This window comes from Modestobacter roseus, assembly GCF_007994135.1.
Classification (GTDB): domain Bacteria; phylum Actinomycetota; class Actinomycetes; order Mycobacteriales; family Geodermatophilaceae; genus Modestobacter; species Modestobacter roseus.
Genome location: NZ_VLKF01000001.1, coordinates 390166 through 415090, shown reverse-complemented (window position 1 = coordinate 415090; position 24925 = coordinate 390166). Strand labels below are relative to the sequence as shown.

Sequence of the window (24925 nt, the reverse complement as noted above, 5' to 3'; positions counted from 1 at the left end):
GCAGCTGCGGCGAGAGCCGCATCCGGTTCCGGGTCGCGGGGCCGCAGGCTCCCGACCCGGAACCGGGTAACAGCTCAGCGCACCAGGACCACGGCCCTGGCCGCGGTTGGAGGCCGGCAGGCCGACCATCTACACCGCGTCCAGGACCTCGTCCCGGGTGAACCCCAGCACCTGCAGGACGGCGTCGAGGTAGGGCTGGTTGAGCGCGGCGTGGGCCTGTTCGCGGACGAACGGCTTGGCGTTGAAGGCGATGCCGAGGCCGGCGGCGTTGAGCATGTCCAGGTCGTTGGCGCCGTCGCCGACGGCGACGGTCTGTTCCAGCGGGACGCCGTGCTCGGCGGCGAACCGGGCGAGGGCGCGGGCCTTGCCGGCCCGGTCGACGACCTCGCCGACGAGCCCGCCGGTGAGCCGGCCGTCGGTGACCTCGAGGGTGTTGGCGGCGGCGAAGTCCAGACCGAGGGACTCGGCCAGGGGATCGGTGATCTGGCTGAAGCCACCGCTGACGATGCCGCAGCGGAAGCCGAGCCGCTGCAGGGTGCGGATCAGCGTGCGCGCGCCGGGGGTGAGCACCAGGTGTTCGCGCACCTCGTCGAGCACGCCGGCGGGCAGGCCCTCGAGCACGGCCACCCGGGCACGCAGGGACTGCTCGAAGTCCAGTTCCCCGTTCATCGCGGCGGCGGTGATCCGGGCGACCTCGGCGGCCCGTCCGGCCCGGGCGGCGAGCTCGTCGATGACCTCGCCGCGGACGAGGGTGGAGTCGACGTCGAGGACGATGAGCCGCTTGCTGCGGCGGGCCAGCCCGATCCGCTCGACGGCGACGTCGGTGCCGGTCTCGGCGGCGACGGTGGCGAGGGCCGTGCGCAGCTCGGTCGGTTCGCCGCCGGAGACGGTCAGCTCGAAGCTGGTGACCGGGTAGTCGGACAGGCGCCGGATGGCCTCGATGTTCCCGCCGACCCCGGCGATGGCCCGGGCGGCGCCGGCGACGGCGGCCGGTGGCACGGGGCGGCCGAGCACGGTCACGTGGTGGCGAGCGGTCCGGGCGGGTCCGGCGCTCCCGGATGCCTCGACGGCGATGTGCACGCCGGTCTCGGCGGCGACCCGGTCGGCGAGCGGGCGGATCCGTTCGGCCAGCTCATCGGGGTCGGTGACCTCACCGGTCGGGCCGACGAAGACCCCGAGCACGAGCTGCCCGTGCACGACGACCTGTTCGACGTCGACGACCTCCACCGGGGTGCCCAGCTCGGCGAGTGCGGCGAAGAGCGCGGCGGTGACCCCGGGCCGGTCGGCGCCGGTGACGGTGAGCAGCGCCCCGGGTCGGGCGTCCGGGGACGCCTCGGGCGGCGCGGGGGCGGCGGCTCGGTCGGTCACCGGGCCATCGTGCCGGATGCCGCCGGGCGCGCTGCGCGCTCCCCCGGGTACGACGACGCCCCGTCGGCCGGGTGGCCGACGGGGCGTCGTCGAGGTCGGCCCCGTCCAGAGGCTCGCCCCGAGCGTGCGAGGGGTGAGGAGGACGGGGTCCTTGATCAGGTGAAGTCGGAGTCGCGCTCGCCGCTCCGGCTGCCGCCGGTGAGGCCCATGTTGCTGACCCCGCCGTACGGCTCGTGCCGCTTGCCGGCGTGCTTCTCGTCCTCGAGCTGCTTGAGCAGGTGCGGGTAGTGCAGCTCGAACGCCGGGCGCTCGGAGCGGATCCGCGGGATCTCGACGAAGTTGTGCCGCGGCGGCGGGGAGGACGTCGCCCACTCCAGCGAGTTGCCGTGACCCCAGGGGTCGTCGCGCAGCGCCAGCCGGCCGTGCTTCCACGACTTGACGACGTTGTAGACGAACGGGATCACCGAGGCGCCGAGGATGAACGAACCGATCGTGGAGACCGTGTGCATCCAGGTGAAGTCGCCGCCGGCGTCGGTGCCGAGGTAGTCGGCGTACCGGCGCGGCATGCCCGCGTTGCCCAGCCAGTGCTGGATGAGGAACGTGGCGTGGAAGCCGATGAAGGTCAGCCAGAAGTGCAGCTTGCCGATCCGCTCGTCCATCATCCGGCCGCACATCTTCGGGAACCAGAAGTACAGGCCCGCGTAGGCGGCGAACACCACGGTGCCGAAGACCACGTAGTGGAAGTGGGCGACGACGAAGTAGCTGTCGTTGACGTGCCAGTCCAGCGGCGGGCTGGCCAGCAGCACACCGGTCAGGCCACCGAGCAGGAAGGTGATCAGGAAGCCCACCGAGAACAGCATCGGCGTCTCGAAGGTGATCTGGCCCCGCCACATGGTGCCGATCCAGTTGAAGAACTTGATGCCGGTCGGGATGGCGATCAGGTACGTCAGGAAGGCGAAGAACGGCAGCAGCACCGCGCCGGTGGCGAACATGTGGTGCGCCCAGACCGCCAGCGACAGGGCGGTGATGCCGATCAGGGCGAAGATCATGCCCTTGTACCCGAACAGCGGCTTCCGGCTGAACACCGGGATGACCTCGCTGATGATCGAGAAGAACGGCAGCGCGATGATGTAGACCTCGGGGTGGCCGAAGAACCAGAACAGGTGCTGCCACAGCATCGGCCCGCCGTTCTCCGGCGCGTAGACCTGTGCACCCAGGTGCCGATCGGCCAGCAGCGCGAACAGCGCGGCGGTCAGGATCGGGAAGGCGAGCAGGATCAGGATGCTGGTGGTCAGCGCACCCCACACGAAGATCGGCATCCGGAACATCGTCAGCCCCGGCGCGCGGAGGCAGACGATGCTGGCGATGAAGTTGACCGCACCGAGGATGGTGCCCAGCCCGCTGACCGCGAGGCCGGCGATCCACAGGTCACCGCCGGCGCCCGGGCTGTGCGCACCGGTCGACAGCGGGGTGTAGGCGTACCAGCCGAAGTCGGCGGCGCCACCCGGGGTCAGGAAGCCGGAGACGGCGAGCGTCGACCCGAACAGGAACAGCCAGAAGGAGAAGGCGTTCAACCGCGGGAAGGCGACGTCCGGGGCGCCCAGCTGGAGCGGCATGATCAGGTTCGCGAAGGCGAAGAACATCGGCGTCGCGAAGAACAGCAGCATGATCGTGCCGTGCATCGTGACCAGCTGGTTGTACTGCTCGGGCGAGAGGAACTGCAGCTCGGGCCGGGCCAGCTCGCCGCGCATCAGCAGCGCCATGAAACCACCGACGAAGAACCAGATGAACGCCGTGACGGTGTACATCAGGCCGATGGTCTTGTGGTCGGTGGTGCGCAGCAGACCCAGGAGCCGCGACCCCTTCTCGGCCTCGTGGGCCGGACTGGGCCGGCTCACGATCGGGGCGGGTGCGATCGTCACGCTCGGAGCTTAGACGGTCGCCGTACGGCGGACGCGACCGGAGAGGGACTCGGTGCGGCGTGCCGCGGCGGCCCGCGTCCCCGGTGCGGGGCGGTGCCGAGCGGCACCGGCGGCGCCCGCCGCCGGAGGCCTCGGGATCCCCGCTGGTCAGCGGCGAGACACGCCGGGCGGACAGGGACGTTCCCCCGATCGGGGGAACCCGTGCGAGACGCCGCGGTACTGGTTTCACGGTCGGGCGCCGCGGGCATCGATGATCTTGCGCTGGACAGCCCAGCGCAGACGGGATCCCCCCGTCCTGCGTAGGAGGCTCACGTGGACGTTCTCTGGAACATCATCGTCCTGATCGTCATCGGCGCCGTCGCCGGCTTCATCGCCCGCGCGGTCATCCCCGGCAAGCAGTCGATGGGGCTCGTCGCCACCGTGGTGCTCGGCGTCATCGGGTCGTTCGTCGGCAACCTGCTCGGCAGCCTGATCTTCGACGGCGAGTTCTCGTTCGGCACCGCCGGCTGGATCGGCTCGATCATCGGTGCCATCGTGGTGCTCGGCATCTACGTCGCCGCCACCAGCAAGAACCGCCGCGTCACCCGCTGACGCCCGTCCGCGTCAGCGGACAGCACCACCTCACGACGAGGGCCCGGCCACGCTGGCCGGGCCCTCGTCGTGTGCCGGGGGGCCGACCGCGGTCCAGCTGGTGACGTCGACGGCCACCGGCACCCGCACCGGCTCGGGCAGCGCGGCCACCCGGGCGGCGAGCTCCCCGGGCGCCAGGTGCCGCGCGTGCGGCCCCATCCCGACCAGCGTGCGGACCGCGGCGTGGTCGAGCAGCAGCTCCTCCCGGTGCCGCACCGCCGCGACCGGCGCCAGGTGGGGCTCGAGCGCGGCCGCCAGCCGGTCGGCCTTCGCCGGGTCGACGGTGAGCAGCCCGAGCGGTCCGACCAGCGACGCCAGGTGCTCGGCGGCCGGCGTGACCACCACGAGGCGGCCACCGGGGCGCAGCACGCGGGCCGTCTCCGCACCGTTGCGCGGGGCGAAGACCACCAGCACCCGGTCGACCGCCGCATCGCGCACCGGCCACCGCGACCAGCTGTCGGCCACGACCGCCATCGCCTGCGGGTGGGCGCGGGCGGCCCGGCGGGCGGCGTACCGCGAGGCGTCCAGCACCACCCCGACGGCGCCCGGGGCCCGCTCCAGCACCCCCGCCAGGTGCGCGCCGGTGCCACCGCCGGCGTCCAGCAGGGTGCGGACCGGCGGGCCGTCCAGGGCGGCCCGAGCCAGCGCCGCGGTGATCCCGGCGTAGTGGCCGGCGGCGAGGAACTCGGCGCGGTCGGCCACCATCGCGGCCGAGTCCCCGGCATGGGGGGAGCCACCGGCCGGCAGCAGCGTGACGTGCCCCTGGCGGGCGCGGTCGAACGCGTGACCGTCGGCGCAGCCGAGCCCGGCCGGCTGCTCGTGCAGGGCGGCGCCGCACACCGGGCAGGCCAGCACCGCCACCGCGGCGGGCGGGAGCGGGCGCGTCACGCCGGGGTCCGCGGCGGGAGCCGGTGCAGCACGACGTCGGTCAGCCGGCCGCCGTCGGCGACCGCGGTGACGTACGTGGCGTGCGGCTGCCGCCGGCGGTCGGTGGGCGAGCCGGGGTTGAGCAGCCGCAGGCCGGTGTCGGCCGTGGTGTCCCAGGGGATGTGGCTGTGCCCGAAGACCAGCACGTCGACGTCGGGGAAGCGGTCGGCGCAGCGGCGTTCCCGGCCCTTCGCGTCGCCGGTCTCGTGCACGACGGCGAGGCGGACCCCCGCCAGCTCGACGCGGGCCACCTCCGGCAGCCGCTCGCGCAGCACACCGTGGTCGTTGTTGCCGTGCACGCCCACCAGCCGCCGTGCGCGGCGCTCGAGCTCGTCCAGGAGGGCCACGTCCACCCAGTCGCCGGCGTGCACGACCACGTCGGCCGCCTCGATTTCCGCCCACAGGGAATGAGGCAGGTCACGTGCGCGCTTCGGGACGTGGGTGTCCGAGATGAACACCACGGAAATCGCCACGACTGCATCGTCGCAGCTCGCTACCTTCCCTCCGGCCGACGCATCGGCCGGACCGCACGAACGATTGAGGACGACGACGTGAGCGACCCCTCCCCCACTTCCGCGGACGTGGGGACCACCCCGTACTCCGAGCCCTACCCGAAGCGGTGGCTCGCCCTCGCGGTCGTCGCGGTGACCGTGTTGATGGTCATCCTCGACGCGACGATCGTGAACATCGCGCTGCCCGCGGTCTCCACCGACCTGGACATCAGCCCGGCGTCACAGCAGTGGATCGTCACCGCCTACACCCTGACCTTCGGCGGCTTCCTGCTGCTCGGTGGCCGGATCGCCGACTTCTGGGGCCGCAAGCGGACCTACCTGGTCGGCGCCGCCGGCTTCGCGGTCGCCTCCGCCCTGGGCGGTTTCGCACCCAACGAGGAGCTGCTGTTCGCCGCCCGCGCCCTGCAGGGTGCCTTCGGCGCCCTGCTCGCCCCGGCCTCGCTGGCGCTGATCACGGTGCTGTTCACCGACGCCAAGGAGCGCGCCAAGGCCTTCGCCGTCTACGGCGCGATCGCCGGTGGTGGTTCCGCCGTCGGCCTGCTGCTCGGCGGCGTCCTGACCGAGTACGCCGACTGGCGCTGGTGCTTCTGGGTGAACGTGCCGGTGGCGATCATCGCCATCGTCGCGGCGATCCCGGTCGTCCCGGAGAGCAAGGCGCCCGGTGAGACCAGCTACGACATCCCCGGCGCCGTGCTGATCACCCTCGGCCTGGCCTCCTTCGTGTACGGCTTCACCCGGGTGGCCGAGGCCGCCCAGACCAACGCCGACACCGGCAGCACCGAGAGCGGCTGGACGAACGGTCCGGCGCTGACCTTCATCGCCGTCGGCGTGGTGCTCGTCGCCGCGTTCGTCGTCCTGGAGCTCCGGGTGCGCAACCCGCTGCTGCCCATGCGGCTGGTGCTCGACCGCAACCGCGGCGGCGCCTTCCTCACCTCGACCCTGGTCGGTGCCGGGCTCATCGGCGCGTTCTTCTTCCTGAGCCTGTACTTCCAGCAGGTGCTCCTCTACACCCCGGTCGCGGCGGGTTTCGCCTCGCTGCCGACGACGCTGGGCGTGCTCATCTCGGCCGGCGCAGCCAGTGGCCTCGTGCCGCGGGTCGGGCCGAAGCCGCTGATGGTGCTCGGGGGCCTGCTCGCCGCCGCCGGGCTGTTCACCATGTCCTTCCTGGGCGTGGACACCTCGTTCTGGGCGCTGGCCTTCCCCGGCCAGCTGCTGCTGGGCCTGGGCCTCGGGTTCACCTTCGTGCCGCTGTCCAACCTGGCGCTGGTCGGCGCCGGGGAGCACGACGCCGGCGCGGCGAGCGCGCTGCTGAACGCGACGCAGCAGGTGGGCGCCTCGATCGGCACGGCGCTCCTGGCGACGCTGTCGGTGGGTGCGATCACCGCGGCCGTCACCGACGCGGTCGCCGCCGGGCAGGACCCGGCCGACCCCGGTGTCGGCCTGGCCGCGCAGGTCGAGGGCTACACCACGGCCTTCACCTGGGCCTCGGTGCTCCTGGTCGTCGGCGCGCTGGTCTCCGCGGTGCTGATCAAGGCCACTAAGGAGGACCTGCCCACCGGGCCGGAGACGATCGTCCACGCCGGCTGACGCCCCGGCGCGATCCACGACGGCGCCCGTCTCCCTCCGGGGAGGCGGGCGCCGCCGTCATTCGTGGACGGGCGCCTCGTGGTCGGCGTGCCCGGCGGCCTCCAGCTGGAAGGTGCAGTGCTCGAGGTCGAAGTGGTCACCCAGGCAGGCACACAGGGCATCGAGCACCCGTCCGCCGTGCCCGTCGGCCAGCGCGTCGTCGGTGACGACGACGTGGGCGGAGAGCACCGGCAGGCCGGAGGTGATCGTCCAGGCGTGCAGGTCGTGGACCTCCAGCACGCCGGGCACGCCCAGCACGTGGGTGCGCACCTGGTCCAGGTCGACGCCCCGCGGGGCGGCCTCCAGCAGCACGTCCAGCGCCTCGCGGAGCAGCGACCAGGCGCGCGGCAGCACCAGCGCGCCGACGGCGAAGGAGGCGACGACGTCCGCGCCGGTCCAGCCGGTGGTCCAGATGACGACGCCGGCGACGATGACCGCGACCGACCCGAGCGCGTCGCCGAGCACCTCGAGGTAGGCGCCGCGGGTGTTCAGCGACTCCGACTGGCCGCGGCGCAGCAGCGCGAGCGACCCCAGGTTGACCAGCAGGCCCAGCAGGGCGACGCCGAGCATCCAGCCCGCGTGGATCTCCGGCGGGTCGCCGATCCGGCGCACCGCCTCCACGACGACGTAGCCACCGACGAGCAGCAGGAGCAGGCCGTTGGCGACGGCGGCCAGCACCTCGATCCGCTGCAGGCCGAAGGTGCGGCGACCGCGCGCCGGCCGCTGGGCCAGGGTGACCGCCGTCAGCGCCATGCCGATGCCGAGGGCGTCGGTGGCCATGTGGGCGGCGTCGGCCAGCAGGGCGAGCGACCCGGAGAGCAGCGCGCCGACGACCTCGACGACGAAGACGCTGCCGGTGAGCACCAGGACCAGCGCCAGCCGGCCGCGGTGGGCCGCCGACACCGTGCCCCCTGCGTGCCCGTGGGCGTGCCCGTGGCTGTGCCCGTGCCCCATCAACGTCCTCCTGGCCGACCGAACTGCTCACATGCACCATTCCGCATGTCAGCCGTTCGCGCCAGCACCGGTCGGGTGACGTGCCGGAACGGCCCCCTCGCAGGGACCCGCCGCGACGGCCCCGTCCAGAGGCTCGCCCCGAGCAGGTGACGTACTGGAACGGCCCCCTCGCAGGGACCCGCGCCGAGCTCGCGAGGCGTGGGGGGCGAGGGGGTCCTTCGTCAGACGTCGACGCCGCGGTCCCGCAGCCAGGGCAGCGGGTCGACCTTCTCCCCGTCCAGGCCACCGCGGTGCACCTCGAAGTGCAGGTGCGGCCCGGTCGACTGACCGGTGTTGCCGAGCAGCGCGATCGTGTCGCCGGCCCGGACGGTCTGGCCTTCGGCGACCAGGATCTCCTGCATGTGGCCGTAGACCGTGACGTCGCCGTCGGGGTGCTGGATGTAGACCGCGAGCCCGTACCCGCTCGCCGGCCCGGCCTGGAGCACGACGCCGTCCATCACGGCGTACTCGGGGGTGCCGAGCGGTGCGGCGAAGTCGACGCCGGCGTGCAGCGTGCCCCACCGGTAGCCGAACCCGCTGGTCAGCCGGGCCCCCTGCACGGGCAGCACGGCCTTGGGGCGGGCCGCCTCGGCCGCGGCGGCCGCGGCGGCCTCGGCGGCGACCTGGTCGGCCTCGGCCTGCGCCTGGGCGGCGGCGACCTGGGCATCCTCCCGCTCGGCGCGGGTGGCGACCAGGTCCCGCAACCGGGAGGTGGCGGCCTGGCCGCTGAGCGTGGGCCGGCCGGGCTCCTCGAGGCCGAGCTCCTCGGCGATGCTGACCGGCTCCGCGGCGTGCGCGGGCGCGGCGGTGTGCGCACCGGCCGACGTGAGGGCGAGACCGGCCGCGCCGACCATGGCGGCGGCCAGGTAGCGCGAGGGACGGCGGGAGGACTCCACCGGGCGCCGGTGACGGGCGCCCCGGCCGGCCGCGACGGCGGCGACGACCGCGTGCGGCGTGGACTCCGACCGGCGCCCGCCGGCCACGGCGTCGACGAACCGCTCGGCGGCTGCGTCGTCGGCGGCCTCCACCGGGAGCGGCCAGTCGCTGGACCCGGTCGCGCCGGACGACCGGCGGGCGGGCTGGACGGGGAGCGGCCAGCCGGCGGCGAGCGAGGCCGCGGAGACCTCCAGCGCGGAGCCCAGGGCCACCAGCTCGAGCGAGGCCGGGACGGGGGCCGCGGCGTCGGTGCGGACGAGCCGGAGGACGGGCGCCTCCGGGAGCACCTCGGGGCTCGCGGTCGACGGGCCGGCGGGCGAGCCGCCGAGGGTGTCGATGCGACTGCGGCGCATCGACCCGTCGTCGTCGAGTCGGGCGAGGTCCAGCGGGTCCAAAGCACCAGTCTTCCGTCGGGGACAGGACTGCGTCCCGCCCAGCGGGGTACCGACGGGTGGGACGCGGCGCCCATGTAAACACGTCGTGACCAGTTCGTGATGCGCTCAACTACCGACGCACACCAGGTCAAGTGGCAAGCGTCACAACAAAGGCTGCCAAAAGTGCACCCTGCGTGACGTCAGGACTGCGTGCGGCTGATGAGTCGAACGCGCCGTGACGGGTAGGTGCGAGGGACATCACGGCCCCCGACCTGGCCCCGGCATGCTCGCGGCCGGCCCGGTGGCCTCCCGAGACCGAGGAGTTCACGCATGCGCGCAGTGACCTGGCACGGCCGGGACGACGTCCGGGTGGACACCGTCCCCGACCCGACCATCACCGACCCCACCGACGTCATCGTGGAGATCACCTCCAGCGGCATCTGCGGTTCCGACCTGCACCTGATCGAGGTGATGGCACCGTTCATGACCGTCGGCGACGTGCTCGGCCACGAGCCGATGGGGATCGTGCGCGAGGTGGGTCCCGGCGTGACCGAGCTGAAGGCCGGCGACCGGGTCGTCGTCCCGTTCAACATCTCCTGCGGCACCTGCTGGATGTGCTCCCAGGGCCTGCAGAGCCAGTGCGAGACCACGCAGAACCGCGAGCAGGGCTTCGGCGCGTCGCTGTTCGGCTACACCAAGCTCTACGGCCAGGTGCCCGGCGGGCAGGCCGAGTACCTGCGGGTCCCGTTCGGCAACACGCTGCCGATCAAGGTGCCCGAGGGCCCGGCCGACGACCGCTTCGTCTACCTCTCCGACGTCCTGCCCACCGCCTGGCAGGCCGTGCAGTACGCCGGCGTCGTGCCGGGCGGGACGGTGCTGGTGCTCGGGCTGGGCCCGATCGGCGACATGTCGACCCGGATCGCCAAGCACCTGGGCGCCTCCGCGGTCTACGCCGTCGACACCGTGCCGGAGCGGCTGGCCCGGGCCCGGGCCAACGGGATCGACGTCCTCGACTCCACCGAACAGGACGACGTCGTGGCCTGGGTGCGCGACAAGACCGACGGGCGGGGCCCGGACGCCGTCATCGACGCGGTCGGCATGGAGGCGCACGGCTCGCCGGGCGCCCGGCTCGCCCAGAAGGCCAGCGCGATCGTGCCGGACGCGATCATGGAGAAGGTCATGACGGTGGCCGGCGCCGACCGGCTGGCCGCGCTGAACACCGCGATCGAGGCGGTCCGCCGGGGCGGCACGATCTCGATCTCCGGCGTCTACGGCGGCGCCACCGACCCGCTGCCGCTCATGCGCATCTTCGACAAGCAGCTGCAGCTGCGCATGGGCCAGGCCAACGTGTGGCGCTGGGTGCCCGACATCCTGCCGCTGCTCACCGACGCTGACCCGCTGGGCGTGGACACCTTCGCCACCCACCACGTGCCGCTGGAGCAGGCGCCGCAGGCCTACGAGACGTTCCGCCAGAAGCAGGACGGCGCGGTCAAGGTGCTCCTCACCCCCTGATCCCGCAGCACCCTCCGGGCCGGTGCGTGGCTGTCGCCGCGCGCCGGCCCGCGGCGCGAGGGGCGACGTGACGCGGTTCATGCCGCCCCGGGGGTGGGTTCGGCCGCCCGATGCCGTTGGGTGCGGGGAGGACGCCGTCGTCCCTCCCCTCCCCCAGCACCGCCCCTGAGGAGCCCGCCCGTGCCCCGCGCCCTGCTCGCGCTCGCCATCGGCGCCTTCGGCATCGGCACCACCGAGTTCGTGGTGATGGGGATGCTGCCCCAGATCGCCGAGGGGCTCGACGTCTCGGTGTCCGCCGTCGGGCTGCTGATCTCCGCCTACGCCGTCGGCGTGGTCATCGGTGCCCCCACGCTCACCGCGCTGGCGGTGCGGTTCAGCCCGCGGCAGACCCTGCTCGGCCTGATGGTCCTGTTCACCGTGGGCAACGCCCTCTCCGCGCTCGCCCCCGACTACCCGACGCTGGTCGCCGCCCGGGTGTTCACCGCCCTGGCGCACGGCGCGTTCTTCGGGGTCGGCGCGGTGGCGGCGAGGAGGCTGGTGCCCGCGCACCGCGCGTCCCAGGCCATCTCGCTGATGATCGTCGGCCTCACCCTCGCCAACGTCGTCGGTGTGCCGCTGGGCACCCTGCTCGCCCAGCAGCTCAGCTGGCGGCTGGTGTTCGGGGTGGTCGCCGGGCTCGGGCTGGTCACCATCGCCGGCCTGCTCGCCTGGATGCCGCCGGTCTCCGGGGAGCGCGCGGACCTGCGCAGCGAGCTGGTCGCGTTCCGCCGCCCCGCGGTCTGGCTGGTGCTGGGGGTCACCACGATCGGCTGCGCGGCCATGTTCGCCGTCTACAGCTACATCAGCCCGATCCTCACCGAGCTGGCCGGGCTGCCCGAGAGCTGGGTGACCCCGGTGCTCGCCGTCTTCGGGGTCGGCGCCACCGTCGGCACCCTGATCGGTGGCCGGCTGGGCGACCGCTGGGGGATGTCGTTCGTCACCGGGGTGCTGGTCACGGCCGCCGCCCTGCTGGTGGCGTTCGCGCTGCTGGCCCGGTTCCCGGTGGCCGCGATCGTGCTGGTCGTGCTCTTCGGCGCCGCCACCTTCTCGCTCGGCCCGGTCCTGCAGAACCGGGTGATCGAAGTGGCCCGGGTGCCCGGCGGCAGCCTGGTCTCCGCCGCCAACCAGGCGGCGTTCAACGTGGCCAACGCGCTGGGGGCCGCGTTCGGGGCCGCGGCGCTCTCGGCCGGGCTGGGCTACACGGCACCGATGTGGGTGGGCGTGGGGCTGGCGCTGACCGGCGCCGCCCTGGCCCTCGTCGCGGTGGTCGCGAACCGGGGGCGCCGCCCTGCGGGCCGCACGGCCGATCATCCGGCCGGGGAGGTGCCCGAGCCGCTCCGGGCCGGCTGACGTTCAGCGCCGCCGCTTGGAGACCGTGGCGCGGTGGCTGGAGGCCACCCCGATGGAGATCGCGCTCGCCTGGCTGCTGGCTGCTGGCCCGCTCCCCCGACCTGCTGCTCATCCCCGGCACGACGTCCGTGCAGCACCCGGAGGAGAACGTGCGGGCCCGACGTCGACCTCTGATGCAGGACCCCCGTCCTCCCCATGCCTCGCGAGCTCGGCGCGGGCCCCTGGACGAGGGCCGGACCACGGTCAACGGACGGTCGACCCCAGGACCCGGTCCAGGTGCGCGTTGGACAGCACCCCGGCCGGGTCCAGCCGCTCGCGGAGGGCGGTGAACTCGGCGAACCGCGGGTACCGCCCGGCCAGCGTCGCGGCGTCCAGCGAGTGCAGCTTGCCCCAGTGCGGCCGGCCACCGACCGCACCGGCGATCGCCTCGAAGGTGGCGAAGTACCCGCCCGGCTCGCTGCGCGCCGGGACGTGCACCGCCACGTAGGCGGTGTCCCGGCCTGCGGCCGTCGACAACGGGACGTCGTCGGCGGCGGCCACCCGCACCTCCACCGGGAAGGGCACCCGCCAGTCGCTGCGGTCGACGGCGGCGCGCAGCTCCTGCAGCACGTCGGGCGCCGCCGCCCGCGGGACCGCGTACTCCATCTCCCGGAAGCGGACCCGGCGGCGGGAGACGAACACCCGGTGCGCGTGGTCGGTGTAGCTGCGCGCACCCAGCGCCCGCGCCGCGACCCGGGCCAGCGGGGGCACCAGCGGCGGCACCGCTCGACCGGCGGCGACCACCCCCGCGAAGGCGCCGTTGGCCACCACCTCGTCGTCCCACAGCGCGCGGCCGCGGGACAGCGGCGCGCACTCGGCCAGCGGCACCCGGGTGTTGGCCTTGGTGAGGCAGCGGTCGGTGTGCGGGAACCAGTAGAACTCGACGTGGTCGGTGGCCTGCATGTGCTCGGCGAACCCCTCGATGAGCTCCGGCAGCCGGGCGGCGCCCTCCTCGGCGCGCAGCGCGAAGGCGGGCACCGCCTGCAGGGTCACGGTGCTCAGCACACCGAGGGCGCCCAGCCCGACCCGCGCGGCGGCGAAGACCTCGGCGTGCTCACCGGCCGAGCAGCGCAGCAGCGACCCGTCGGGCAGCACCAGCTCCAGCGCGCGCAACTGGGTGGCCAGCCCGCCGAAACGGGCACCGGTGCCGTGGGTGCCCGTGGAGACGGCGCCGGCGATGGTCTGCCGGTCGACGTCACCCAGGTTCTCCAGCGCCCAGCCACGCCGGGCCAGCTCGGTGGTGAGCCGGTGCAGCGGCATGCCGGCCTGCACGGTGACCAGCCCGTCGACGGTGACGTCGACCAGCGCGGCGTGCCGGTCGAGCACCAGCTGGACGTCCTCCGGCCGCCCGACGGCGCTGAAGGAGTGGCCGCTGCCGATCGGGCGGACCCGCCGGCCGGTGGCCGCCGCCCGCCGCAGCACCGCGGCGATCGACTCCGCCCCGGCGGGATGGACGACGGTGAGGCCGGTGGCGGACTGGTTGCCCGCCCAGTTCCGCCACGTGTCCGCTCCGGGCACGCTGCCTCCTGACCGCCGGGTGGGTGGCGCGAGAGTGCCCGGCCGCGGACCGGGCGGTCAAGGGAACCCGGTCGTGCGCAGGGCTCCCTTGACCGGGCCCGGTGCGGTCGGGAAGCTGCCGGTCCATGACGACGACGGCCGTCCCGGTGGCAGCAGCGGGGGCGCGCGAGCGGCTGGACGCAGCGACCGCGCACCTCGACCCGCCGCTGGCGGTCGTCGACCTCGACGCGCTGGACGCCAACGCCGCCGACCTGGTGCGCCGGGCGGGCGGGCGGCCGATCCGGGTGGCCAGCAAGTCGGTGCGGTGCCGGGCGCTGCTGCGGCGGGTGCTCGACCGGCCCGGCTTCGCCGGTGTGCTGGCCTACACGCTGGCCGAGGCGCTCTGGCTGGCCGGCGGCAACGACCCGGTGAGCACCGACGTGCTGGTCGGGTACCCCTCGGTCGACCGCGCGGCGCTGCGCCGGCTCGGCGGCGACGAGCAGCTCGCCGACCGGGTCACGCTGATGGTCGACTCGGTGGCGCACCTCGACCTGCTGGACGCCGTCGCCCCGCCGGCGACCCGGCCGGTCGTGCAGGTCTGCCTGGACCTGGACGCCTCCTGGCGGGTCGGGCCGGCGCACGTCGGGGTGCGCCGCTCACCGGTGCACTCCCCCGCCGAGGCCGCCGCGCTGGCCCGCGCCGTCGTCGCCCGCCCAGGAGTGCGACTGGTCGGGGTGATGGCCTACGAGGCGCAGGTCGCCGGGGTCGGCGACGCCCCCGCCGGGCGCCCGGTGCGCGGGCTGGCCGTGCGCGGCATGCAGCGGGCCTCGGTGCGCGAGCTCGCCGTCCGGCGGGCCGCCGCGGTCGCCGCCGTCCGGGAGGTCGCCGACCTGCGGTTCGTCAACGGCGGCGGCACCGGGAGCCTGGAACGCACCGCGGCCGAGGAGTCGGTGACCGAGCTGGCGGCCGGTTCGGGGCTCTACTCCCCCACCCTGTTCGACGGCTACCGGTCCTTCCGCGGCCGGCCGGCGGCGCTGTTCGCGCTGCCGGTCACCCGCCGCCCGGCGGCCGGCGTGGTCACCGTCGCCGGCGGTGGCTGGATCGCCTCCGGCCCGCCCGGACGCGACCGCTCGCCGACGCCGGTCCACCCCGCCGGGCTGCACCTGCTGGCGTCCGAGGGGGCCGGAGAGGTGCAGACCCCGCTGCGCGGCCCGGGGACGGCGGAGCTGGCGATCGGCGACCGGGTGTGGTTCCGGCACGCCAAGGCCGGCGAGCTGTGCGAACGGGTCGACGAGCTGCACCTGGTCCAGGGGGACGGGCTCGCCGACGTGGTGGTCAACGACGTGGTGCCCACCTACCGCGGCCAGGGCCGCTCCTTCGGCTGACGATCCACCCGCCGTGCGCGAAGCCCTGTCCGGCCCCCGGCCCCGCTGCTAGCTTTCGGCCCCGTCCTCGTCCGACGCCGCACGAGGCCCCCGATGCCCCGTCCGGGGGCGCCTCGGCGAGAGGGATGGCATGGCTGTCCAACACCGCACAGCCCTGGCCGACGTGGTCATCTGCAGCTACACCGCCGACCGGTGGGACCTGCTGGTGCGCGCGGTCGCCTCGGTCCAGACCCAGACGGTCGCCCCGTCGACGATCCTGCTCTGCATCGACCACAACGACGACCTGCTGGCGCGGGCCCGGGCCACCTGGGGCCCCGGCACCGACCAGCCGGGACCGCCCGTCGAGGTGTTCCCCAACCGCTTCGCGGGCCGGCTGGGCTCGGCCCGCAACACCGCGGTGGAGCGGGTCACGGCCGACGTCGTGGCGTTCCTCGACGACGACGCCGAGGCCGACCCGACCTGGCTGGAGACCCTGCTGACCGTCTACGCCGAGGACGGTGCGGTCGCCGTCGGCGGGGCCCCGCTGCCCAATCACCAGGTGCCGCGGCCCGGCTGGTTCCCCCACGAGTTCGACTGGGTGTTCGGCTGCCACTACGCCGGGCTGCCCGAGACCCGCGGGCCGGTGCGGCACCTGATCGGCGCCAGCATGTCGGTCCGTGTCGATGCCCTGCGGGCGGTGGGCGGCTTCCACTCGGACAAGCACGACGACATGGACCTCTCGCACCGGATCGCGGCGGCGCACGGGCCGGCGGCGGTGGTCTACGAACCGAAGGCCCGCATCTACCACGTCGTCCACCCCGAGCGGCTGACCTGGGACTACTTCTGGCGCCGCTGCTACACGATCAACCGCGGCAAGGTCCGGGCCTTCGCCGACATGGGGGCGGCCGGCAACATCCGGGCCGAGCTCGAGTTCGCCCGCGACATGGTGGGCAGGGTGGCCCGCAAGGTGCTGCGTGCCCTGCGCGGTGACCGCGACGCCGGACGGCAGGCCGCCGCGATCGTCGGAGGGCTGGCCGCGGCCGCCGTCGGGCACCTGCGGGGCCGGCTGGACCTCCGGACGGGCCGGCTCCCGGCGTCACTGACCGTGGGGCTCGAGGAGCGGTGACCGCCGGCGGCGGCTCCCACCTCGTGGTCGGTTCGGGCGCGTCGGCCGCCATGGTGGCCTGGACGCTGGCCTGCCGCGGCGACCAGCAGGTGACCGTGCTCGACCTCGGCGGCCGACTGGACGACCACCGGCTCGGCGTGCTGGCCCGGATCACCGGCCGGGACGAGACGTCCTGGGACCCCTCGGACCTGGAGGTGATCACCGCCCGGCCCGCGGCGCGCGGCCGCACGGTGCCACGGAAGCGGGTGTACGGGTCGGACCACCCGTTCCAGGACCTGGGCCAGCTCGACGGCATCCGGGGAACCCCGCCGGGCACGAACGTCGACCTCGTCTCCTCGGCCTACGGCGGGTTCACCACCGTCTGGGGCGCCCAGGCGATGCCGTTCTCCCCCAGCACCTTCCGGGACTGGCCGGTCTCCTGGGCCGAGATGGAACCGCACTACCGCGCCGCGCTGGAGCACGTGCCACTGGCCGCGGAGGTCGACGACCTGGCCGACTCGTTCCCGCTGCTCCACGCGCGCGGCGGGTTGCCGCCGCTGGGGCCCCGAGCCGCGGCCGTGCTGGCCCGCTACGAGGCCCACCGGACGTCGCTGCGGCGCCGCGGTGTCACGGTCGGGCGGGCCCGGCTGGCCTTCCGCGCCACCGACTGCACGCGGTGCGGTCTGTGCATGACCGGCTGCCCCACCGGGCTGGTCTACAGCGCGTCCCAGACGATGGACCGGGTCCGGCAGCTGCCCGGCGTCCGGTACGTCGGCGGGGTGCTGGTGGAGGAGATCGGGCAGGACGCCGGCGGCTGCGTGGCGCGGTTCCGCGAGGTGGCCACCGGGGTGCGCCACGAGCTCCGGGCCGACCGGGTCTTCCTCGGTGCGGGGGCGGTGGGCACCACCCGCCTGGTGCTGGGCTCCCTGCCGCAGCTGCCGCGGCACGTGACCATGGCCGAGTCCCGGCAGTTCGTCGTGCCGTTGGTCTCCCGGCGGGCGGTCGCCGACCCCCGCCGCCCCGGCGCGCGGGACTTCACCCTGAACCAGTTCAACGTGCTGCTCTCCTTCGACGACGGCACGGACGTCGACACCGCGCACCTGCACTGCTATCCCTACAACCCGGCGTTCGACGACGCCCTGCCCGGCCCGCTGCGGCACCCGGCGCTCACCGGGGTGGCGACCGGGCTGCTCCGCCGGCTCACGGTCGGGTTCGGCTACCTGCCCTCCTGGACCTCACCGGGCATCCGGTTGACCATCCGCCGGGGTGCCGGCGCACTCCCGGAGCTGGAGGTCACCCCGGAGGGCACCGGGCGACGACCGCCGATGCTGGGCGCCGCGGTGCGCCGGCTGGCCCGCGCCGCGCCGGCCCTGGACCTGTGGCCGGTGCCGACCCACGTCTCGCTCAGCGGCGCCGGCAAGAGCTACCACTTCGGCGGCACCTTCCCGCACCGCGCACCCGGCGTCCCGGGCGGGACGGACCGGTGGGGCCGGCTGCCGGACTGGGACCGGGTGCACCTCGTCGACGGCTCCGTGCTCCCGAGCATCGCCTCGACCACCTTCACGCTCACCGTGATGGCCAACGCCGTCCGGATCGCGACCGAGGTCCTCGACGGGCGGGCCACCACCAGCTCCCCGGAGGCCGCACGCCCCGTGCACTGAGCCGCTCGGGCCCGTGCCGGGCAGGGGTGGCAAGGCGTCAGCGGGCGCGCTGCACCCGGCCCTCGTCGAAGACCGGCTCGGGCGTCTCGCGTACCTGCCCGTCGGCGCCGAACACCAGGAACCGGTCGAAGGTGCGGGCGAACCAGCGGTCGTGGGTCACCGTGATCACGGTGCCGTCGAAGGCGCCGATCGCGGCCTCCAGCGACTCCGCGCTGAGCACGTCGAGGTTGTCGGTGGGCTCGTCGAGCAGCAGCAGCGTGGCGCCGGACAGCTCCAGCAGCAGCACCTGGAACCGGGCCTGCTGCCCACCGGACAGCGACCGGAACAGCTGGTCGCCCGACGGCGCCAGGCCGTAGCGGCGCAGCGTGGCCATCGCCCGGCCCCGGTCCACGCCGGGCCGGTCGCCCTCACCACGCCACAGCAGGTCGACCAGCGTCTCGTCCAGCCACTCCGGGTGGGCGTGGGTCTGGGCGAAGAACCCCGGGACCACGCGCGACCCGAGCCGCCAGCCGCCGGTGTGCGCGACGTCCTGGCCGGCCAGCAGCCGCAGGAAGTGCGACTTGCCGGCGCCGTTGGAGCCCAGCACCGCGACCCGGTCGCCGTACTCGATCTCCACGTCGAAGGGCTGCATCAGGCCGGTGAGCTCGAGCTGCTCGGCCATCACCACCCGGACGCCGGTGCGCCCGCCGCGCAGCCGCATCTGCACCTGCTGCTCCGGCGGCCGCTCCGGGGGCGGCCCGGCGGCCTCGTACTTGGCCAGCCGGGTCTGCATCGCGTGGTACCGCGCGGCCATGTCGGGTGAGTTCTTCGCCAGCTGCTGCATCGTGCGGGTGAGGTCGACGAGCCGCTGGTGCTCCTCGTCCCAGCGGCGGCGCAGGTCGGCCATCCGCTCGTGCCGGGCGGCGCGCGCCTCGGGGTAGGCGGCCCAGCTGCCGGCGTGCACCCACGCCGTCCCGCCCTCGACGGTGACCACGCGGTCGGCGACCCGGTCCAGCAGCTCGCGGTCGTGGGTGACGAACAGGACGGTCTTGCGGGTCTCCAGCAGCCGCTCCTCCAGCCACCGCTTGCCCGGGACGTCGAGGTAGTTGTCCGGCTCGTCGAGCAGCAGCACCTGGTCGGGGCCGCGCAGCAGGCACTCCAGCGCCAGCCGCTTCTGCTCACCGCCGGACAGGCTGTTCAGCCCGCGGTACTTGCAGTTCTCGTAGGGGACGCCGAGGGCAGCGACGGTCACGGTGTCCCAGGTGACCTCGACGTCGTAACCACCGACGTCGCCCCAGGTGGCCAGCGCGTTCGCGTAGGCCATCTGGGTCGGCTCGTCGTCGTCCTCCATCATCGCCAGCTCCGCGGCCTCGACGCCGTCCCAGGCGGCCCGGACGGCGGGCGGGGCGAGGTCGACGAGGAACTGCTGCACGGTGGTGTCGTCGCGGACCGACCCGATGAACTGGCGCATGACACCCAGCCCACCGACCAGCGCCACCGACCCCGCGTCGGGCGTCAGGTCGCCGCTGATGATGCGCAGCAGCGTGGTCTTGCCGGCGCCGTTCTCCCCGACCAGCGCGGCGATCGCGCCCTCACCGACCCGGAACGCGACGTCGTCGAGCAGCACCCGTCCGTCGGGGAGGGTGAACCGGACACCGGTGACGTCGAGGTAGCCCACACCGACCATCGTGCCGGGCGGGGCAAACCGGTTGCCCGGCCGGTTCAGCCGGCGGCGCGCAGCCGCTGGCGGGCCAGCCGCTCGACCAGTTCGGGCAGCGCCCCGGCCGGCGCGCCGCTGAGCTCGGTGCGGGCACCGCGGACGACGGCGGTCACCGTCGCGGGCGGGCGGCCGGCGAACTCGCGGACCAGCCGGTCGACGGCCTGGCCGACGCCGTCGTCGGGCGGCTCGGGTGAGGGATGGGGGCTGGCGCTGTCGGACACCGGCGGTCCTCCGCGGGTGGTCGGTGGCGCCGCCGGGGCCGGGCGGCGCGTGTGCCGGTCCACCGTGGCCCGGTCGCCGGCCGACACGCCAGGGCCCAACGTCCCGCGCGGCAGGGGGTGGGCACCGGTGCCGGCGAGGAGGACGATCAACCCGCTGGAGCTCCCCGTGGTCGGAGGTGGACCGTGCCCTTCCGGGACCGCACCGAGGCCGGGCGGCGGCTGGCCGCCGAGCTGGACCACCTGGCCGGCGCGGACGTCGTCGTCGTGGGCCTGCCGCGTGGCGGCATGGTCGTGGCCGCCGAGGTGGCCGTCGCACTGCGCGCTCCGCTGGACCTCGTCGTCGTGCGCCGCATCCCGCTGCCCGCCGCCCCGGAGGTCGCGATGGGGGCGGTCGCGGAGGGCGGCGCGGTGGTCCGCGACGAGCGGGTGACCGAACGGGCGGGGGTGGGCGCCGAGCAGTTCCGCTCGGCGCTCGACCACGAGCAGGCCGAGCTGACCCGGCGGGTGCAGCGCTTCCGGGGGCTGCGGCCGCGGCTGCCGCTGGCCGGGCGCACCGCGGTGGTGGTCGACGACGGCGTCGCCACCGGAGCGACCGCCCGGGCGGCGTGCGCGGCGGTGCGGGCGTGCGGCGCGGCGCGGGTCGTGCTGGCCGTCCCGGTCTGCGCGCCGGGGGCACCGGCCCGGTTGCGGACGGCGGCCGACGAGGTGGTCGTCGTGGAGACCCCGGAGCCGTTCCGCGCCGTGAGCGACGCGTACCGGCACTTCGGGCAGGTGGGCGACGACGAGGTGGTCGACCTGCTGCGCCGCGCGGTGGCCGACCGCGTCGGCGCCACGTCCCGGAGGCGCGGCTGAGCCTCAGGCGGAGAAACCGTTCTCCCCGCGGGCCGTGCTGGCCACGGCGTCACGCACCAGCTGCGCCAGCGCGGCGGCGTCCACCCGGTCCAGCGCCGTGAACCGGATGCAGCTCCGCCCGCAGGACACGCGTCCGAGCTGCGCCGCCCGCGCCTCCGCCAGGTAGGCGCCGTCCACGACGGCCGACACGTACAGCGAGAGGTGCCGCTTCTGCGCCGCCAGCGCGAGCAGCGGCCACATCGTGGTCTCCTTCGCCGACCGCGGCCGGTACGGCATCAGGCCGTAGCCGAGCACCTGGGCACGGCCCATCGGCACGAGCTGCCGGTCGATCCCGGGCGCCGCGCCCCGGATCAGCGCATCCGTGGCCCGCAGGTCGGCCTCCCGGGTGCCCGCGGCGGCGAACCAGTCGTCCACGTCGGCTCCACCGCCCATCAGGAGACGCCGCCCATCAGGAGACGCCGCCCATCAGAAGACGCCGCCCATCAGAAGACGCCGCTGAACAGCACCGCCCCGGCAGCCAGCAGCATCGCCGCCACGATGATCCCGGCGACCAGCCGCTGACGACGGCGGCCGTCGGGCCCGAGGTTCCCCATGCCCATCATGCAGGCACGGTACGACGTCAGCCGACGGCCACGGAGCCTCGCCGGTCCCGGAGGAACTCCCCTGCGGTCACCGGCGGGTAGCGGGTGGGCCCGGCCGCCGGGGTCGGCAGCCGCTCGACCAGGGCCAGCGGGTCGGCGTCCTGGCGCAGCGCGAGGGCGAGCAGCTCCTCGGCCGGGGCCTCGACCGGGGGCGGCAGCACCCGGTGCGGCGCCGAGCGCCAGCGGTCGCCGGTCCAGCGGGCCAGCAGGTCGCCGGCGTTGACGGTGAGCGCCCCCGGCACGGCCGGTGCGTCGACCCACTCGTCGTCCGGGGTGCGGACCTGCAGCCCACCGATGCCGGCCTGATGGTCGGTCAGGGCCAGGACGCCGTCGTCGGTGTGCGCCCCCACCCGCAGCTGCCCGGGCGCCACCGAGCCGACCGCCGACCGGGCCGGGTACCAGCTGAGGTCGGCGGCCCAGGCGTCGGCGGGGCAGCGGGCCACGAAGAAGTCCTCGGGCAGGTCCAGCGCCAGGGCCAGCACCCGCAGCAGCTCGGCGGCGAGCGCGGCGCACCCGGCGGCGAAGGCGGTCGCCGCAGGGCGCAGGCTCGGGGTGCCCGTCGGCCAGGTACCGGGCTCGGGCTCGGGGCCGAAGCAGAACTGCTCCCTGAGGTCCGGCGGAGCACCGGTGCCGCCGGGTGGGGCGGGCGGCACCCAGCCCCGCCCGCCCGGGAAGCAGGCGAGGGCGGCCTTGACGGCCGGCGGCTGGGCGAAGAAGGACCGGGCCTCCTCCCGCACGCAGTAGGTGAGGGCAGCGCTGACCGGGTGGCCGGTGACGTTCAGGACGCCCAGCTCGCACAGCGCCCGGTCGACGTCGGTGGCCACCTGCCGGCGAGCGGCGGCGTCCCCGCGGTACCAGGGGGCCAGGTCGACCAGCGGCACGACCGTCATCGCACGTCCTCCCGGGTCGGTCGACGGCGACGCTAGGCCGGCCCCGTTGCCTCCGGATGACGTCGGCGTGACAGTGCGTCAGGGTGGGTGGGTGGCCGCCGCACCCACGCTCCGACTGGTGCCGTTCGAGCCGGAGCTGCTGCCCCGGGTGCTGCCGTGGTTCGACCACCCCGAGGTGCGGCGCCGGCTCGGTGGCCGCACCTGGCCGGAGCGCGAGTTCGCCCTGCGCGCCGCGGCGCGGGACGAGGAGTTCCGCGGTGCCCGCGTGCTCCGCGCGCACACCTACGTGGCGGTGGACGACGCCGGCGCACCGGTGGCCCAGATCGGCGGCGACGTCCACGACCGGTGGACCGTCTGGGACCCGGTGGCCGGACGGGTGGCCGCGGAGCACCCGGGACGTGCGGCGAGCGCGGCGTACGTCGTCGACCCGGCCCGCTGGGGTCACGGCTACGGCCGCGCGGCGCGGCGGGCCTACACCGCGGTGGCGGACCTGGCCGACGTCGAGCAGTTCGTGCTGGGCATCGAGCCGGACAACGCCGCCAGCCTGCGGGCCGCCGCGGCGGCGGGCTTCCGGCCGCTGACCACCGAGCCGGACGCCGAGGACCTGGTCCACCTCCGGCTGCGGCGCTGACCGCCCTCCTGTCGGTGCCGGCTGCCAGGCTGCCGCCATGACGTCCGAGCTCGCGCTGCTGCGGCTGGCCGCCCAGCGGCTGGTCGGTCCGTCTCCGCGCACCCCGGCCGAGGCGGTGCGGTGGCTGACCGCCGTCCAGGGGCAGGACCTGCCCGGGGCCGTGCTGTCGGTGGCGCTGCGGTCCGGGCCCGGCACGCGGGCGGCGGTCACCGCCGCGCTCGACGAGGGCAGCATCGTCCGCTCGTGGCCGATGCGCGGCACCCTGCACCTGACCGCGGCCGACGACCTGCCCTGGCTGCTGGAGCTGCTCGGCCCCCGGGTGCTCGCCGGCGCGGCCGGTCGCCGGGCGTCCCTGGAGCTCACCGACGCCGACGTCGAGCGGGCCCGCGAGGTGGCTCTCGCCGCGCTCACCGGCGGACGCCGGCTGGGCCGGGCGGAGCTGCTGGCCGAGCTGACCGCGGGCGGGGTGCCCACCGAGGGTCAGCGCGGCTACCACGTGCTCTGGTACCTCTCCCAGACCGGCACGCTCGTGCTCGGCCCGACCGCCGACGGCGACCAGCAGTTCGTGCTGCTCGACGAGTGGGTGCCCACGCCGCGGCGGCTGGACCGGGAGGAGGCGCTCGGCGAGCTGGCGCTGCGCTACTTCCGCAGCCACGGGCCGGCCACGGTCAAGGACCTGGTGCGCTGGGCCGGCTGCACGGTGGGCGACGTCAAGGCCGGCCTGGCACTGGCCCGCCCACAGCTGGAGCCGCTGACCGTCGACGGCGTCGAGCACCTGATGGACCCCGAGACCCCCGACCGGCTGGCCGCGGCCCGGGAGGCGGCCGGCGGGGTGCTGCTGCTGCCCGGCTTCGACGAGCTGGTGCTGGGCTACGCCGACCGCAGCTGCACCGTGCCGGCCGAGCACGCCCAGCGCATCGTGCCGGGCAACAACGGGATGTTCCGGCCCACCGTGGTGCACCGCGGCACCGTCGTCGCCGTCTGGCGCACCGGCCGGACGAAGGCGCGGGCGCTGGAGCTGGAGCCGTTCGGGGAGCTGCCCGCCGACGTGCGCGCCGCGGTCGAGGCCCGGTATGCGGCGCTGTCCTGAGCGCTCGCCGCGCGGACCGGGCGGTCCGGTAGTTGGCTCAGGTCATGGAGTACACGCGTCTGGGCACCACCGGCCTGCAGGTCTCCCGGATCTGCCTGGGGATGATGAGCTTCGGCGACCCCGCCCGCGGCGGGCACCCGTGGAGCCTGCCCGAGGAGCAGAGCCGGGAGCTGATCAAGCAGGCCGTCGAGGCCGGGATCACCTTCTTCGACACCGCCAACGTCTACTCGGCCGGCTCCAGCGAGGAGATCACCGGCCGGGCGATCCGCGACTTCGCCGACCGGGACGACGTCGTGCTGGCCACCAAGGTGCACGGCCGGATGCGGCCGGGCCCCAACGGCGGCGGGCTGTCGCGCACCGCGATCATCCGTGAGCTCGACGCCTCGCTGCGCCGGCTGGGCACCGACCACGTCGACCTGTACCAGATCCACCGCTGGGACCCGGCCACGCCGATCGAGGAGACGCTGGAGGCGCTCGACTCGGTGGTGCGGTCGGGCAAGGTGCGCTACCTGGGCGCCTCGAGCATGTGGGCGTGGCAGTTCAGCAAGGCGCTGCACCGCGCCGGTGAGCACGGCTGGCACCGCTTCGTCTCCATGCAGGACCACTACAACCTGCTCAACCGCGAGGAGGAGCGGGAGATGCTGCCGCTCTGCGCCGACGAGGGCGTCGGGGTCATCCCGTGGAGCCCGCTGGCCCGTGGCCGGCTCACCCGCGACTGGGACGTCTCGACCACCCGGTCGGAGACCGACGAGTTCGGCGGCAAGCTCTACAACGACGCCGACCAGGTGATCGTCGAGCGGGTCGCCGAGGTCGCCGAGGCCCGCGGCGTCCCCCGCGCGCAGGTGGCGCTGGCCTGGCTGCTGAGCAAGCCGGTGGTCACCGCGCCGATCGTCGGGGTCACCAAGGACCACCACCTCCGGGACGCCGTCGCCGCGGTGGACCTGCAGCTGACCGAGGAGGAGGTGGCCCGGCTGGAGGAGCCGTACACCCCGCACGCGGTGGTCGGCTTCGCCTGACGCGAGCGGGTGGGCCCGGGTGGGCCGGGC

The 24925-nt window shown here is 75.0% G+C and carries 22 protein-coding genes; 11 read left to right on the top strand and 11 right to left on the bottom strand.

Going from position 1 to position 24925, the window contains the following annotated elements; genetic code table 11:
• Positions 1-129: 129 nt before the first annotated feature.
• Together serB and ctaD are read right to left on the bottom strand one after the other, a co-directional pair.
• Positions 130-1368, bottom strand: a complete 1239-nt coding sequence (gene serB, locus JD78_RS02070; RefSeq protein WP_153360795.1) for a phosphoserine phosphatase SerB — start codon at positions 1366-1368, stop codon at positions 130-132.
• A gap of 155 nt (positions 1369-1523) precedes the next feature.
• The gene (gene ctaD, locus JD78_RS02065) at positions 1524-3290 is read right to left on the bottom strand and encodes an aa3-type cytochrome oxidase subunit I (RefSeq protein WP_153360796.1); all 1767 of its coding nucleotides are present in this window, start codon (positions 3288-3290) and stop codon (positions 1524-1526) included.
• Between the two features lie 312 nt (positions 3291-3602).
• Between ctaD and JD78_RS02060 the strand changes: the two genes are divergently transcribed.
• The gene (locus JD78_RS02060; RefSeq protein WP_153360797.1) at positions 3603-3881 is read left to right on the top strand and encodes a GlsB/YeaQ/YmgE family stress response membrane protein; all 279 of its coding nucleotides are present in this window, start codon (positions 3603-3605) and stop codon (positions 3879-3881) included.
• 30 nt (positions 3882-3911) lie between these two features.
• Here the strand turns inward: JD78_RS02060 and JD78_RS02055 are convergent, their stop codons facing one another.
• Both JD78_RS02055 and JD78_RS02050 read right to left on the bottom strand, forming a co-directional pair.
• Positions 3912-4808, bottom strand: coding sequence for a putative RNA methyltransferase (locus JD78_RS02055; protein ID WP_153360798.1), 897 nt, complete (start codon positions 4806-4808; stop codon positions 3912-3914).
• A complete protein-coding gene (locus tag JD78_RS02050) occupies positions 4805-5320 on the bottom strand; it encodes a metallophosphoesterase family protein (RefSeq protein ID WP_208103953.1) in 516 nt (171 codons plus the stop codon). The genes JD78_RS02055 and JD78_RS02050 overlap by 4 nt, the downstream gene beginning before the upstream one ends.
• Positions 5321-5398: 78 nt before the next feature.
• On the opposite strand from JD78_RS02050, the gene JD78_RS02045 reads away from it, so the two are divergent.
• Complete coding sequence (locus JD78_RS02045; protein WP_228395192.1) at positions 5399-6946, top strand: MFS transporter; 1548 nt, start codon at positions 5399-5401, stop codon at positions 6944-6946.
• 57 nt (positions 6947-7003) lie between these two features.
• On the opposite strand, the gene JD78_RS02040 is transcribed toward JD78_RS02045, so the two are convergent.
• Both JD78_RS02040 and JD78_RS21915 read right to left on the bottom strand, forming a co-directional pair.
• Positions 7004-7939, bottom strand: coding sequence for a cation diffusion facilitator family transporter (locus JD78_RS02040; protein WP_153360800.1), 936 nt, complete (start codon positions 7937-7939; stop codon positions 7004-7006).
• Positions 7940-8160: 221 nt separating this feature from the next.
• Positions 8161-9267, bottom strand: coding sequence for a M23 family metallopeptidase (locus JD78_RS21915; protein WP_243730960.1), 1107 nt, complete (start codon positions 9265-9267; stop codon positions 8161-8163).
• A gap of 351 nt (positions 9268-9618) precedes the next feature.
• Here JD78_RS21915 and JD78_RS02030 point away from each other — a divergent pair, with 351 nt between their 5' ends.
• Together JD78_RS02030 and JD78_RS02025 are read left to right on the top strand one after the other, a co-directional pair.
• The gene (locus JD78_RS02030) at positions 9619-10800 is read left to right on the top strand and encodes a zinc-dependent alcohol dehydrogenase (RefSeq protein ID WP_166520921.1); all 1182 of its coding nucleotides are present in this window, start codon (positions 9619-9621) and stop codon (positions 10798-10800) included.
• Between the two features lie 180 nt (positions 10801-10980).
• Complete coding sequence (locus JD78_RS02025) at positions 10981-12189, top strand: MFS transporter (protein WP_153360801.1); 1209 nt, start codon at positions 10981-10983, stop codon at positions 12187-12189.
• Positions 12190-12432: 243 nt separating this feature from the next.
• Here the strand turns inward: JD78_RS02025 and JD78_RS02020 are convergent, their stop codons facing one another.
• The gene (locus JD78_RS02020; protein WP_153360802.1) at positions 12433-13746 is read right to left on the bottom strand and encodes a D-arabinono-1,4-lactone oxidase; all 1314 of its coding nucleotides are present in this window, start codon (positions 13744-13746) and stop codon (positions 12433-12435) included.
• A 125-nt stretch (positions 13747-13871) separates the two neighbouring features.
• Between JD78_RS02020 and JD78_RS02015 the strand changes: the two genes are divergently transcribed.
• The 3 genes from JD78_RS02015 (at position 13872) to JD78_RS02005 (ending at position 17855) form a co-directional block, all read left to right on the top strand.
• Positions 13872-15110 (top strand): amino acid deaminase/aldolase, encoded by a 1239-nt coding sequence (locus JD78_RS02015; protein WP_153360803.1) that lies wholly within the window; start codon positions 13872-13874, stop codon positions 15108-15110.
• A gap of 130 nt (positions 15111-15240) precedes the next feature.
• Entirely contained in the window at positions 15241-16215 is a 975-nt protein-coding gene (locus JD78_RS02010) for a glycosyltransferase family 2 protein (protein ID WP_153360804.1), read from the top strand.
• Positions 16212-17855: a GMC family oxidoreductase gene (locus tag JD78_RS02005; RefSeq protein WP_166520920.1), complete on the top strand. Its 1644-nt coding sequence runs from the start codon at positions 16212-16214 to the stop codon at positions 17853-17855. The genes JD78_RS02010 and JD78_RS02005 overlap by 4 nt, the downstream gene beginning before the upstream one ends.
• Positions 17856-17892: 37 nt before the next feature.
• Here the strand turns inward: JD78_RS02005 and JD78_RS02000 are convergent, their stop codons facing one another.
• Together JD78_RS02000 and JD78_RS01995 are read right to left on the bottom strand one after the other, a co-directional pair.
• Positions 17893-19521, bottom strand: coding sequence for an ABC-F family ATP-binding cassette domain-containing protein (locus JD78_RS02000; RefSeq protein ID WP_243730959.1), 1629 nt, complete (start codon positions 19519-19521; stop codon positions 17893-17895).
• Positions 19522-19556: 35 nt separating this feature from the next.
• Positions 19557-19775: a three-helix bundle dimerization domain-containing protein gene (locus JD78_RS01995; protein WP_153360806.1), complete on the bottom strand. Its 219-nt coding sequence runs from the start codon at positions 19773-19775 to the stop codon at positions 19557-19559.
• A 183-nt stretch (positions 19776-19958) separates the two neighbouring features.
• Here JD78_RS01995 and JD78_RS01990 point away from each other — a divergent pair, with 183 nt between their 5' ends.
• The gene (locus JD78_RS01990) at positions 19959-20627 is read left to right on the top strand and encodes a phosphoribosyltransferase (protein ID WP_166520919.1); all 669 of its coding nucleotides are present in this window, start codon (positions 19959-19961) and stop codon (positions 20625-20627) included.
• A 3-nt stretch (positions 20628-20630) separates the two neighbouring features.
• Here the strand turns inward: JD78_RS01990 and JD78_RS01985 are convergent, their stop codons facing one another.
• Together JD78_RS01985 and JD78_RS01980 are read right to left on the bottom strand one after the other, a co-directional pair.
• Positions 20631-21041 (bottom strand): DUF1801 domain-containing protein, encoded by a 411-nt coding sequence (locus JD78_RS01985; protein WP_228395197.1) that lies wholly within the window; start codon positions 21039-21041, stop codon positions 20631-20633.
• 205 nt (positions 21042-21246) lie between these two features.
• Positions 21247-22158 carry an isopenicillin N synthase family dioxygenase gene (locus JD78_RS01980; RefSeq protein ID WP_153360809.1) on the bottom strand — a complete coding sequence of 304 codons (912 nt, stop codon included), beginning with the start codon at positions 22156-22158 and terminating at the stop codon, positions 21247-21249.
• A gap of 91 nt (positions 22159-22249) precedes the next feature.
• Here JD78_RS01980 and JD78_RS01975 point away from each other — a divergent pair, with 91 nt between their 5' ends.
• The 3 genes from JD78_RS01975 to JD78_RS01965 are packed head-to-tail and all read left to right on the top strand — an operon-like array spanning position 22250 to position 24895.
• Complete coding sequence (locus tag JD78_RS01975) at positions 22250-22789, top strand: GNAT family N-acetyltransferase (protein WP_166520918.1); 540 nt, start codon at positions 22250-22252, stop codon at positions 22787-22789.
• Between the two features lie 37 nt (positions 22790-22826).
• A complete protein-coding gene (locus JD78_RS01970) occupies positions 22827-23879 on the top strand; it encodes a winged helix DNA-binding domain-containing protein (protein ID WP_153360811.1) in 1053 nt (350 codons plus the stop codon).
• A gap of 44 nt (positions 23880-23923) precedes the next feature.
• Positions 23924-24895, top strand: a complete 972-nt coding sequence (locus JD78_RS01965) for an aldo/keto reductase (protein ID WP_153360812.1) — start codon at positions 23924-23926, stop codon at positions 24893-24895.
• Positions 24896-24925 lie beyond the last annotated feature (30 nt).